Origin of the sequence: Marinobacter xiaoshiensis, from assembly GCF_031631795.1 — a bacterium.
In the GTDB taxonomy this organism is placed as follows: domain Bacteria; phylum Pseudomonadota; class Gammaproteobacteria; order Pseudomonadales; family Oleiphilaceae; genus Marinobacter; species Marinobacter xiaoshiensis.
Genome location: NZ_JAVMBO010000003.1, coordinates 292,833 through 304,879, shown reverse-complemented (window position 1 = coordinate 304,879; position 12,047 = coordinate 292,833). Strand labels below are relative to the sequence as shown.

Sequence of the window (12,047 nt, the reverse complement as noted above, 5' to 3'; positions counted from 1 at the left end):
CGTGAGCTACCAGGTAATGGTGCCTGAATCCGAATCCGGGCTGACAGGGCGGATATCGATGATGGCCTCGCGCTCGGCTGTGTCTTTTTCAATTAATTCACGAAGCCGCATACGCTGCTCTTCCAAGGGCTCGGACATATCGATGATGATCTCAACGCGTCGGTTTCTTGCCCTGTTCTCAGCGGAGGTGTTGGCTATTCTCGGCTCTGTGTCAGCCAAGCCTTTAACGGCCAAGCGTGTTGCATCAACGCCTCCGGTGGCTAACAAGGCATTGGCAACGGCTGCTGAACGGGCTGCAGAAAGATCCCAGTTGCTGTAAAAGCGCGATGTTCGAATGGGAACGTCGTCGGTGTGGCCTTCCACTGTCAGATCCCCGGGCATATCCGCCAGTACCTTTGCCATATCCAGAAGCAGGCTTTCAAACTCCCAGGTCAGCTCTGCTGAGCCCGAGGAAAATGAGCCCTTTTCTTCTACCCGGATAACAATTCTGTGTTTGTCCAGATCGGCTTCAACTGTAATGCGCCCGTCGTCGATGGCCTCTTCAAGAACCTCTTGAATGCGGCTGGCACTGGCTTCAAGAGATTCATTTGCAGCAGCTTCCAGCGCATCTTCTGTTGGGCTTTTAAGGGTCTGTAACTCTGGCTGTTGATCGGTTGTGGTCTGTTTGATTTCGTTAACCAAGGTTGGCTCTGGCGGCGCCGGCGAGAATTTGTCGAAGATCGGGCTGGTGCCCATGGGGATTTCCAGGGCCGGTATATCCCGCTGCACGCCGAAGGCTTTTGAGAGCTCGCCAGCAATCTGCTTGAACTTCATCGCGTCGATTTCAGAAAACGACAACAGAAGTACAAAGAAGCACATCAGCAGCGACATCAGGTCGGCAAAGGTCACAACCCAGGCCGGGATGCCCGGTTTTTCCTCTTCTGGGAGCTCATCCATGGGGCTTATCCGCTGGCGGCCTCCGCCTCAGGCGCCTTGGTGCGCTCTTTTGGAGTCAGGTAGCTGGACAGCATCTGTTCGATAACCCGCGGGTTAATGCCTTGTTGAATGGCCACCAGCGCATCGGTGTAGAGCATTTGCATGCGGGCTTCTTCAGTCATCCGCAAAGATAGCTTGTCGGCAATTGGCGTGGCGATCATGGTGGCAATCATTGCACCGTAAAGGGTGGTCAGCAGCGCAACCGCCATGGCCGGGCCGATGGATTTCGGGTCTTCCATGTTGGAGAGCATCTGCACCAGACCAATCAGAGTGCCGATCATGCCCATTGCGGGAGCAACATCTGCCATGGCCATAAACACTTTGGAGCCGGAGCGGTTGTAATCCAGCGTCATCAGCCGCTCTTTGTCCAGAAGCTGCTTGATGGTCTCATCGGTTTGGCCGTCCACCAGCATCTGGATGCCACTGCCGAGGAAGGGAGAGCTGACCTCCCGCCCTTCAAGCCCCAGGGGGCCTTCTTTGCGAGCTATGTTGGCAACCTCTACCAGCTCTTCAATGCTAGTCTGGGTTTCCGGGAGTTTAAACTTGAACGCCCGGGCAGCCGCCTTGAAGGCACCAAGAAACTGCGGAATGCTGAATTTTGCGAGAACCACCAGCAAAGTTCCACCAAGAACGATAAGCAGTGATGCACCGTTGAGGAAAACACCGGGGGCCGCACCGAGAACAACAGCCGTTACGATAAGTAATATGGCACCAAGAAGGCCAATCAGGGTGGCTAAATCCACGTGATCTCCAGGGGATTTGACGGTTTAAATGGGGAATTAGCTCAGGTTACCTATAGTTCATTATTCAATCAATCAGCATGTACCGATTGCCTTGATTCTTCTTTAACCTCTTTCCAGGCTGCGTACTTGTGTAAATCAGACTCGACCAGCTTCAAACATAGTGCAACCACCCCGACATCATCCAGAAAGCCGATGCCAATGATTATGTCGGGGATGAAATCCAGAGGGTTCATTACGTAAAGAAGTGCGCCAGCCATGGCGGCTATGCTCTTCCAGGGCACGTCGCGATAACTGCCGTTCCAGTAGTCCCGGATCATGGAAAACATCAGCTTTATATCGGCACTGAACCGTTTGAGCTTACCGCTGCCTTTGACCTTCTTCTCAATCGCCTTTTGCCGCTCCAGTAACATTTCCAGATCGGCACGGTTTACCTTCTCGGCTTCAGCATCTAGCTGTTTGCGGGCATTCTTCTGGCTGAACAGAGCCATGAACACGTATCCTCAGTTGAAAAAAATAATGGATGACCGGTCTGTATAATGTCACGAAATCGGCCAGTCTGCCGCATCCACTGTATGCAGGATAACGGGTTGTTCTGCATGGCCGCGCCACCTGCTGACAAATATGCCCGGTGGATCGTATTGCTGTGTCTGCTTTTCAAGGTTGAACTGGCGGAGACCGCGGGGATCAGCACCGACACCGGCCAGGTATTGCCAGTTACCATAGTTACTCGCCACATCATAATCGATCAGTTGCTCTCGCCTCGTCGGAACAGGTCAGCGCCGTGAGGGTGCTTATTCGCAATTGATCAGGGCCGCGCTCGCCGATCTTTTCAATCTGTTTGCGAAACTGGGAAAAGGTATCCGGCAGGTCCTCAAGACTCATGGGAAGCGAGCCCTGGGTAAAAAGACTGAGAGTTTCAAATTCCTGAAACACTCTACCGGGCAGCTTGTCCTGAATGGCTTGCCACTGGCCCAGTGCTCTCAGGCTTCGCTCCAGCTCCATCAGGCTTTGCCATAAAAAACGCCAGCGATGTGCCCCCATGGTTTTCGACTGCAGCGGCCCGGGCATAAACCAGCGCGGATCAACCACATAAACGCAGAGCAAAGTGTCAGATTTGGAGGCGGCAAGCAGGGCCGCGTTGTCGTGCACGCGGAGATCCCGAGCAAACCAGTATAGTGTGCGCAATTTATCGATCCCGCATTACAGATGACTTAGGTGTTTCACCTTTGACGGTACGTATCGCCCAGCCATAAAGATCGCGGGGGCGGTGAGCTTGCGCCGCGATGGGGGGTATCCGGAACCAGCTATCTTTGAGCCTGATTTCCATGCGTTGGCGAATGAGCGGACTTGCTGATTGTGCAAATCAGCGAATGTTTTTCTGTCGGTCAGGAAACAGCCAGAAGGCGAACCAGCGTGTCATTCTTGGCATCAGTACATAGCTCATCAATAGCATGACGACCATCGTTACCAGCATGGTTCGCAACAGCAGCGGCATGGTTGTCAGAAGATCACCGAACAGAATAAAGACCAGTGTTACTGCCGGGTACAGTGCAAGCCAGCTCACCAGGGTCATTTTCCATTTTGGGGGTGGCTGTACCGGGTTCTGCCCGGGCAGGGTAAACCAGGTAATTATGCCGGATGTAACGTCTCTTTCACTGGGCTGCAGTAACAGGCTTTCAATCTGTTCAAGCAGCTCTGCCCGATCTTCGGACTTTTCCCAGGCATCGAGAGTTTGTCGGTCCCGGAATTTGAACATGATCCGGTATTCAGGATCCTCCGGGGAAGATGGTCGGAACATGGTGGCCCCCAGGTGGCCTGGAAAACGTGAGGCTCTCTCCGTCATTTGACTGCTCAGTTTCTCGAACTCTGCTTCCTGCCCCTTTCTGACACGCCTTGAAACCACCACGGTTAGTGGTACGCTTGAGTTCCTCGCAAGATCCTCTGCCATGAAACAGTTCCTTTCAGCAGTGCCTGATATTGAATGGGCGTTTGCCTATCCGTTTAATTTTTCTGCAGTATGCCGGCTTTTTTGAGCCGGTAAGCCAGTGCTGGCCGGGTGAGTCCAAGCAAGCGTGCGGCCTCGGACACGTTCTGGCTTGCCTGGTCCATCGCCCTCCGCATAAGGGTTTCTTCCACCTCATCGAGGCTGACATTATTGTTGATGATGCTCTCCGCCCAGTGCGCGGGCCCACCTTGCTGCGAATCGCCGGAGACTACCTGACCCGTGTCATCGATAATTTCCGATGATTGAGGTGATGCCTGCTGAAATTCACTGTTGGGGAAGACCGCAAAAAGCGCGTCCTGGCTGATGGTCTCGTTATTATCGGTGAGTATTACACCGCGCTCGATCACGTTCTCCAGTTCCCGGATATTGCCGGGCCAGCGATAGCGAAGGCAAAGCTCCAGCGCCTTGTCCGACAGACCGAGAGTGTGTTTGTTGTATTCTGCTTCGAACTTCCGCAGAAAATGCTCTGTCAGGAGCGGAAGATCTTCAAGGCGTTCACGCAAAGGTGGAATCTGCACCGGAAAAACATTCAGGCGATAGTAGAGGTCTGCCCGGAATTTACCGGCCTCAACCGCTTCGGCAAGGCTTTCGTTGGTTGCGGCTATGATGCGCACATTCACCGATCGTGTGCGGTTATCGCCAACGCGCTCAAGCTCCCCCTCCTGAAGCACTCGCAGTAGCGAAGCCTGCGCCCGGGGTGTGAGTTCGACCACCTCATCCAGAAAAATCGTGCCTTTGTCTGCCCGTTCAAAACGTCCCGGCCGGGATTGATTGGCACCGGTAAAGGCGCCTTTTTCAACGCCAAAAAGCTCGGATTCGATAAGGTCGGGTGGTATGGCGGCACAGTTGACGGCTACAAATGGCCCGTCAGCCCTTTCGCTGCGCAGGTGAACACTGCGTGCAATCACTTCCTTGCCTACGCCGGTTTCCCCCAGGAGCAACACAGATACTTTCCCAAGGGCTGCTTTATCAATCATTTTGCAGACCTTGTTGTAGGACGCCGACTGGCCAATACCATAGTACTGCCCCTGTTGCTTTTCGAGGCTGCTGCGCAGGGAGCTGACTTGGGATTGCAGATCGTAAAGCTCTTCTATGATGGGATCTGCCTTGAAATAACGGGCAAACTCCTCTGCGTCGTCCCACTGCTCTGCAGGCTTGCCCACAATCAGGCATTTCTCATCTCCACAGCCCCGGCAACTGGTCTCACGGAAGATGATTTCGCGCCCCATGAATGACGATGTGTAGGCACAGGCATAGCCTAACAAGGCCCAGCAAGCCGGCTCGTCCATTTTTCCAAGCTCGGTCTGGCAGATTTCTACTTCAAAAGAGTCAATCCACTGCATTTCAGCATAGAAGTCGCCGGTTTCCTGATTTATTTCTACCTGAACAGGAATGACGTTAACCATGCCTTTCAGGGCGTGCAGTTGCGGGCCTGCAAGAAAAATATCAATTTCTTCGCAGTGTGGGCGAAGCTTGCGGGCCAGTTCGGCGTCCTTCAGGCCGGACTGATAGCCGAGGCGCAGAAAAAAGCCTTTTGCCCGTGCAACACCCATGCTGTTGACCATTTCGCGCCGGAATGCTCCCATGGCACTTACTGCCATCAACAGCATGCGCTGCTCACCAAGCCAGATTTTTCCTTCGGAACTCAGGAATCGAATCTGATCAGTAAGATCTTGAAATTGAGTGTGTTTTAGCTTCGGCTTGTAGCTGATAGCCATGTTCTGATCCCCCATTATTTTTGTGCGGGGTGAGCATAAATGCTCAGACAATGATCTATCCATATAACCCCTGATTGATGCCAAAAATCAACCAAATGGTAAGAATCGAGCGGAAAGTCGTAGTTGGCTCGGCGCATTTCATCAATTGCTCACTTCGGATCTTGAGGTTTATCAAATGATCAAATTTTTCTGATCAATCTCAAGATTAAAAACCACTCCTAGATAGTCGAAAAGGCCTGAAGGACTTAAAAACATCCCTAAGAATCAATGTTTTGGTGTTGTTTTTAGTGGTGGTCTGGAAATTGTGGCACAGCCGTTGCTCCAGTGTGTTCAGCAAACAACAACAACAACGACAACGGGGTCAGCAATGGACCAACGACTGAAGACCTTCAACGAATACACCCGCTATATCCGGGTTCGCAGCGCACCAGAAGACAGGTTTGTGGAGTTCGATTTTGCAATCGGCTACCCCGAGCTGTTTGTCGAGCTGGTACTGCCCCGGGATGCCTTCAAGATTTTCTGTGAGCACAACAATGTGGTGCACATGGATTCCGACATGATCCGCCAGATTGACGAAGACATGGTCAAGTGGCGTTTCGGGGAGAAAGGCCACCGCTAGAGCCAGTTAACCACCAACGCCAACATCCACCCCACAACAACAACGATGGTAGGGCAGTTATGACTATTGAAATAAAAACCACCTCAGTGGAACCCATTCGCAATACCTATTCGGCGATTGCACGTCGTTTCGGTGACAAGCCGGCAACCCGTTATCAGGAAGCCAGCTTTGATATCGAGGCGAAAACCAACTTTCACTATCGGCCCCTTTGGGATCCGAAGCGCACCCTCAATGATCCCAGCCGTACCGCTGTACAAATGGAAGACTGGCATGCGGTGACCGACCCGCGGCAGTTTTTCTACGGCGCCTATGTTGGTAACCGGGCAAAAATGCAGGAAGCAGCAGAAAGCAATTTTGGCTTCTGCGACAAGCGAAACCTTCTGACCCGTCTCCCCGAAGAAACCCAGCATCAGCTCCTGCGGTTTTTGGTGCCACTGCGCCATGTTGAGCTGGGCGCCAACATGAACAACAGCAAAATTGCCGGTGATGCGATTGCCACCACCGTTGCCCAGATGCACATGTTTGCAGCCACCGACCGCCTTGGCATTGGTCAGTATTTGTCCCGCATTGCTCTGTTGCTGGATGGCAGCACCGGCAAGGCGCTCGATGAATCCAAAACCTTCTGGATGGACGACGAGCTCTGGCAGCCCATGCGCAAGCTGGTGGAAGACATGCTGGTGATCGACGACTGGTTCGAGGTCACGCTGGTGCAGAACGTTCTTCTGGACGGTTTGATGTACCCGCTGATTTACGACTGGATGGATGCCTGGCTGGGCGAACAGGGTGCCGAGGATGTGTCTCTGCTCACCGAGTTCCAGCGTGACTGGTACAAGGAATCCCTGCGTTGGACCAACGCTATGATCAAAACGGTTGCCGGTGAAAGTGAGAGCAACCGTGGGCAACTCCAAGCCTGGGTAGCCCGGTGGGAACCCCGCGCCTATGAAGCCCTGAAGCCCATTGCCCAAGCCACTACCGGTCTTGACGCCCTGGATGAAATCCGCGCTGAGCTTTCTGCCCGGCTGAAGAAGGTTGGTCTCGAAAGCACAGGAGTTCAGGCATGAGCCAGAAAGTATTTATCGCATTTCAAGACAACGACAACGCCCGCTATCTGGTTGAAGCGGTCATGCAGGACAACCCGGATGCCGAGGTACAGCACCAGCCGGCCATGATCAGGATTGAGGCGGAAAAACGCCTGGTGATCAACCGGGCCACCATGGAAGAAACGCTCGGTCGCGAATGGGATGTCCAGGAAATGCTGATAGATGTGATCAGTATTGGCGGCAATGTCGACGAAGACGATGACCACTTCATTCTTCAGTGGAACTGATTGGGAGATCTAACATGGCTATTAAAAACAAGAAGCTGAACCTTAAAGACAAATACCAGTACCTCACCCGTGATATGGCCTGGGAGCCCACGTACCAGAAAAAGGAAGATATCTATCCGGATGAGCAGTTTGAGGGCATCAAGATTACCGACTGGTCGCAATGGGAAGACCCATTCCGCCTGACCATGGATGCCTACTGGAAATACCAGGCCGAGAAAGAAAAGAAGCTGTACGCGATCTTTGACGCATTTGCCCAGAACAACGGCCATCAGAACATCACTGACGCCCGTTACGTTAACGCACTGAAGCTGTTCCTCTCCGGCGTTTCACCACTTGAGTACGCTGCATTCCAGGGCTATGCGCGGGTAGGACGTCAATTCAGTGGAGCCGGTGCCCGGGTAGCGTGCCAGATGCAGGCCATCGACGAACTGCGCCATTCCCAGACCCAGCAGCACGCGATGAGCCATTACAACAAGCACTTTAATGGCCTGCACGATGCGGCGCACCAGCATGACCGGATCTGGTTCCTGTCGGTTCCCAAATCGTTCTTTGACGACGCGCGCTCGGCGGGACCCTTCGAGTTCCTGACCGCCATTTCGTTCTCGTTCGAATACGTACTGACAAACCTGCTGTTCGTGCCCTTCATGTCCGGCGCCGCCTATAACGGCGATATGGCCACGGTCACTTTCGGGTTCTCGGCCCAGTCGGATGAAGCTCGTCACATGACCCTTGGCCTTGAGGTAATCAAGTTCATCCTTGAGCAGCACGAAGACAACGTGCCCATTATCCAGCGCTGGATCGACAAGTGGTTCTGGCGCGGTTTCCGCCTGCTGAGCCTGGTTGGGATGATGATGGACTACATGCTGCCCAACAAGGTGATGTCCTGGGCTGAAGCCTGGGAAGTTTACTACGAGCAGAACGGCGGAGCCCTGTTCAAGGATCTGGAGCGCTACGGCATTCGTCCGCCCAAGTACCAGGACATTGCCAACGATGCCAAGAACCACGTAAGCCACCAGGCCTGGAGCACCTTCTACCAGTACAGCCAGGCTACCAACTTCCATACCTGGATGCCGGAAGAAGAAGAGATGGCCTGGCTTTCGGAGAAGTACCCGGAGACTTTCGACAAGTACTACCGTGCCCGTTTCGAGCACTGGGACAAAGAGCATAAAGAGGGACGTCGTTTCTATAACAACACGCTTCCCCAGCTCTGCCAGGTGTGCCAGATACCGGTGATCTTTACGGAAAAAGACGACCCGACCGTGTTCAGCCATCGCCAGATCAAGCATGAAGGTGAGCGTTACCACTTCTGCTCCGACGGCTGCTGCGACATCTTCAAAAACGAGCCCGAGAAGTACATCCAAGCGTGGCTGCCCGTGCACCAGATATACCAGGGCAACTGCGGTGGTGCCGATGTCGCAACAGTGGTTGAGAAGTATTACCACATCAATCCTGGCGTCGACAACATGGAATACCACGGCTCGCCGGACCATCAGCGTTGGCTGGATATCAAGGGCCTGAAGCCATTGAAGTCCCAAAGCGAGAAAAAGACCGCAGCCTGACCAGATTTGCCCGCCCCGCGCTGTCAGCGTCGGGCGGGCCACTAAAACAAAAAGGAGAACGCCATGAGTGTTAATGCTATTTCCGAATATCACGCAGAACCCAAAGACCGTGTTGAGAACTTCAACGGCATGCAGTTGCTTTATGTCTACTGGCCCAAGCATCTGATGTTCTGCGCACCTTTTGCGTTGCTGGTTGCGCCGGACATGACCTTTGGTGCGTTTGTGGACGAGCTGCTCAAACCGGCCGTTGCAGGGCATCCGGATTCCGGAAAGGCCGACTTTCTGAATGCCCAGTGGCTTCTTAACGATGAGGCCTTTACGCCCGACCCGGCCGCATCACTGATCGACAACGGTATTGACCATAAGAGCATGCTGACAGTGACCACTTCGGGCCTGGAAGGCATCCAGGGTTCCGCATCCTGAGGGTTGAGTTATGAGCCATACCGTAACCATTGAGCCGATTGGCGAACAGATTGAAGTTGAAGATGGCCAGACCATCCTCCAGGCCGCGCTTCGTAATGGTGTGTGGTTGCCCTTTGCTTGTGGCCACGGCACCTGTGGAACCTGCAAGGTCCAGGTGATCGACGGTGATGTCGACCTGGGTGAAGCCTCTTCATTTGCGTTGATGGACAGCGAGCGGGAGGAAGGCAAGGTTCTGGTCTGCTGCGCCACCCTGGAAAGTGACGTGACCATCGAAGCGGATATCGATGTAGACGAAGACTTTGAAGGCTATCCCGTTGAGGACTACCAGGCCACGGTCACTCAAATTGTTGACCTGTCGCCAACCATCAAGGGTGTGCACCTCAAGCTTGACCGGGAAATGACCTTCCAGGCTGGCCAGTACATCAATATTGATTTACCCGGGGTAGAAGGCTCCCGGGCCTTCTCGCTGGCGAACCCGCCAAGCCGTGCTGACGAAGTGGAGTTGCATGTGCGCCTGGTAGAAGGGGGTGCAGCCACATCCTACATTCACCAACAGCTGAAAGAAGGCGACACACTCAACCTGTCCGGACCCTACGGCCAGTTCTTTGTGCGCAGTTCCCAGCCCGGGGATCTCATTTTCATCGCCGGTGGCTCCGGGCTTTCCAGCCCCCAGAGCATGATTCTGGACCTGCTGGCGCAGGATGATGACCGCCAGATCGTGCTCTTTCAGGGCGCCCGTAATGTGGAAGAGCTCTATAACCGCGAGCTGTTCGAGGGCCTGTCCCGCGACCATGACAACTTCACCTACGTTCCCGCCCTGAGCCAGGCAGAGGACGATGCAGGCTGGCAGGGGTTCAAAGGCTACGTGCATGAGGCGGCGAAAGCCCATTTTGATGGCCGCTTTTCCGGGCGCAAAGCATATCTGTGCGGCCCACCGCCAATGATCGATGCAGCCTTGACGGCGCTGATGCAGGGACGCCTGTTTGAACGGGATATCTTCATGGAAAAGTTCCTCACGGCAGCCGACGGAGCAGAAGACGCACAGCGCTCTGCACTGTTCAGGAAGATCTGAGGGAGACCAGGCCATGGGGGAGTTCTTGCAGGTTACCGAACAGTGCAGTGGCCAGTCGTTTCGTTGCAAGGCCGGCCAGAGCGTTCTCAAGGCCATGGAGCAGCAGGGGCTCAAGTGCGTGCCGGTAGGCTGCCGAGGCGGTGGTTGTGGCTTCTGCAAGGTCACCGTACTCAGTGGCGATTACTCATGCGGAAAGATGAGCCGGGTGCACGTGCCCCCGGAAGCCCTTGCACAGGGCCAGGTGCTGGCGTGCCGCATCTATCCATTGACCGATCTGATTATTGAATGCCGGCCGCAGCAACCTGCAGCCGGGCATATGAATGAGCACACAACAACAAAAGCAATGAGGTAATTATTATGAAAAAGGGTGTAATGCGTCCCGGCCACGTCCAGATCCGTGTTCTCGATATGGATGAAGCCGTCAAACACTACAAGGATCTTTTGGGTCTGGTCGAAATGGATCGCGATGACCAGGGCCGTGTGTACCTGAAGGGCTGGACGGAAGTGGACAAGTTCTCCGTCGTCCTCAGGCAAGCGGATGAGCCGGGAATGGACTTCATGGGCTTCAAATGTCTGAGCGAGGAAGTGGTTGACCAGTTGCGCGGCGAGCTCGTCGAGTTTGGTTGCGAGGTTGAGGATATTCCCGAGGGTGAGCTCAAGGATTGCGGCCGTCGGGTAAGGTTTATTGCACCTACCGGCCACGCGTTCGAGATCTTTGCTACCAAAAAGCAGACCGGCAAGTGGGGCGTTGGCAACCACAATCCCGAAGCCTGGCCGATGGGGCTGGAAGGCATGAAAGCAACGCGCTTTGACCATTGCCTGCTCTACGGGCCGAACCTCGATGAAACCCTGGATCTGTTCCGCGATGTGCTTGGTTTTGAACTGGCCGAGCAGGTTATTGCGCCGGATGGCAAGCGGGTTGCGCAGTTCCTGACCGCCAGCATGAAGGCACATGACGTCGCCTTTATTCACCACGAAGAGCCGGCCAAATTCCACCACGCCTCCTTCTTCCTGGAAACCTGGCAGGATGTGCTCAAGGCTGCGGACCTGTTGTCCATGACCGACACCTCCATCGATATCGGCCCAACCCGGCACGGCCTTACCCACGGGCAGACGATTTATTTCTTTGACCCTTCCGGCAACCGCAACGAAGTGTTCGCCGGCGGTGATTACCACTACCCGGACCACGAGCCAGTTACCTGGGATGCCGAGGAGTTGGGCAAGGCCATTTTCTATCACGACCGTGCGTTGAACGAGCGATTCCTGTCGGTATTGACCTGATTAATTGGGTATACGAAGCGGCACCTTTATCAGGAGGGCCGGTGACACCGTTACCGACCCCTGAAAAGGGGCTGGCTTGGGTGCCGAATTCCATCGAATAAGGAGAGGTTATGCCAATTGCACAGCTTTATATCATTGAAGGCCGTAGTGATGAGCAAAAAGAAACACTGATCCGGGAAGTGAGCGAAGCCATGGCCCGCTCACTGGATGCGCCTATGGAGCGCATACGGGTGATGATCACCGAAATGCCCAAGCAGCACTTCGGCATTGCCGGGCAGTCTGCGAAAAAACTCGGGCGCTGACCCTGGAAGATACATTTCCAACA

At 54.3% G+C, this 12,047-nt stretch carries 16 protein-coding genes; 9 read left to right on the top strand and 7 right to left on the bottom strand.

The genetic code is table 11. From position 1 onward, the window contains the following. Window positions 1–6 precede the first annotated feature (6 nt). From RKA07_RS01425 to RKA07_RS01395, 7 genes are all read right to left on the bottom strand, one after another. Complete coding sequence (locus RKA07_RS01425; protein WP_200370503.1) at window positions 7–936, bottom strand: flagellar motor protein MotB; 930 nt, start codon at window positions 934–936, stop codon at window positions 7–9. Window positions 937–941: 5 nt separating this feature from the next. Next, the gene (locus RKA07_RS01420; RefSeq protein ID WP_200370502.1) at window positions 942–1,718 is read right to left on the bottom strand and encodes a MotA/TolQ/ExbB proton channel family protein; all 777 of its coding nucleotides are present in this window, start codon (window positions 1,716–1,718) and stop codon (window positions 942–944) included. Window positions 1,719–1,786: 68 nt separating this feature from the next. Beyond that, complete coding sequence (locus RKA07_RS01415; RefSeq protein ID WP_200370500.1) at window positions 1,787–2,206, bottom strand: YkvA family protein; 420 nt, start codon at window positions 2,204–2,206, stop codon at window positions 1,787–1,789. A gap of 51 nt (window positions 2,207–2,257) precedes the next feature. Next, window positions 2,258–2,452 carry an FAD-binding domain-containing protein gene (locus tag RKA07_RS01410; protein ID WP_310965354.1) on the bottom strand — a complete coding sequence of 65 codons (195 nt, stop codon included), beginning with the start codon at window positions 2,450–2,452 and terminating at the stop codon, window positions 2,258–2,260. Between the two features lies 1 nt (window position 2,453). Continuing rightward, window positions 2,454–2,867, bottom strand: coding sequence for a deoxyribodipyrimidine photo-lyase (locus RKA07_RS01405; protein ID WP_310965353.1), 414 nt, complete (start codon window positions 2,865–2,867; stop codon window positions 2,454–2,456). A 214-nt stretch (window positions 2,868–3,081) separates the two neighbouring features. Then, complete coding sequence (locus tag RKA07_RS01400; protein WP_200370499.1) at window positions 3,082–3,666, bottom strand: antibiotic biosynthesis monooxygenase; 585 nt, start codon at window positions 3,664–3,666, stop codon at window positions 3,082–3,084. A 53-nt stretch (window positions 3,667–3,719) separates the two neighbouring features. Next, on the bottom strand, window positions 3,720–5,441 hold the full coding sequence (locus RKA07_RS01395) for a sigma-54-dependent Fis family transcriptional regulator (RefSeq protein WP_200370498.1): 1,722 nt from the start codon (window positions 5,439–5,441) through the stop codon (window positions 3,720–3,722). A 367-nt stretch (window positions 5,442–5,808) separates the two neighbouring features. On the opposite strand from RKA07_RS01395, the gene RKA07_RS01390 reads away from it, so the two are divergent. The 9 genes from RKA07_RS01390 to thmT all read left to right on the top strand — a co-directional run bounded on the left by RKA07_RS01390 (window position 5,809) and on the right by thmT (window position 12,024). Continuing rightward, entirely contained in the window at window positions 5,809–6,060 is a 252-nt protein-coding gene (locus tag RKA07_RS01390) for a phenol hydroxylase subunit (RefSeq protein ID WP_200370497.1), read from the top strand. A gap of 59 nt (window positions 6,061–6,119) precedes the next feature. Further along, window positions 6,120–7,121 (top strand): aromatic/alkene monooxygenase hydroxylase subunit beta, encoded by a 1,002-nt coding sequence (locus tag RKA07_RS01385; protein ID WP_200370489.1) that lies wholly within the window; start codon window positions 6,120–6,122, stop codon window positions 7,119–7,121. Next, on the top strand, window positions 7,118–7,387 hold the full coding sequence (locus RKA07_RS01380) for an MmoB/DmpM family protein (protein ID WP_200370487.1): 270 nt from the start codon (window positions 7,118–7,120) through the stop codon (window positions 7,385–7,387). Before RKA07_RS01385 ends, RKA07_RS01380 begins: the two co-directional genes overlap by 4 nt. Window positions 7,388–7,401: 14 nt before the next feature. Then, on the top strand, window positions 7,402–8,946 hold the full coding sequence (locus tag RKA07_RS01375; RefSeq protein WP_200370486.1) for an aromatic/alkene/methane monooxygenase hydroxylase/oxygenase subunit alpha: 1,545 nt from the start codon (window positions 7,402–7,404) through the stop codon (window positions 8,944–8,946). A 63-nt stretch (window positions 8,947–9,009) separates the two neighbouring features. Further along, window positions 9,010–9,369, top strand: a complete 360-nt coding sequence (locus RKA07_RS01370) for a phenol hydroxylase subunit P4 (RefSeq protein ID WP_200370485.1) — start codon at window positions 9,010–9,012, stop codon at window positions 9,367–9,369. 10 nt (window positions 9,370–9,379) lie between these two features. Next, the gene (locus RKA07_RS01365) at window positions 9,380–10,441 is read left to right on the top strand and encodes an NADH:ubiquinone reductase (Na(+)-transporting) subunit F (protein ID WP_200370484.1); all 1,062 of its coding nucleotides are present in this window, start codon (window positions 9,380–9,382) and stop codon (window positions 10,439–10,441) included. Window positions 10,442–10,454: 13 nt separating this feature from the next. After that, a complete protein-coding gene (locus RKA07_RS01360) occupies window positions 10,455–10,793 on the top strand; it encodes a 2Fe-2S iron-sulfur cluster binding domain-containing protein (protein WP_200370483.1) in 339 nt (112 codons plus the stop codon). 5 nt (window positions 10,794–10,798) lie between these two features. Then, complete coding sequence (locus RKA07_RS01355; RefSeq protein WP_200370482.1) at window positions 10,799–11,722, top strand: catechol 2,3-dioxygenase; 924 nt, start codon at window positions 10,799–10,801, stop codon at window positions 11,720–11,722. Between the two features lie 110 nt (window positions 11,723–11,832). Then, complete coding sequence (thmT, locus tag RKA07_RS01350) at window positions 11,833–12,024, top strand: 2-hydroxymuconate tautomerase (protein WP_100639049.1); 192 nt, start codon at window positions 11,833–11,835, stop codon at window positions 12,022–12,024. Window positions 12,025–12,047 lie beyond the last annotated feature (23 nt).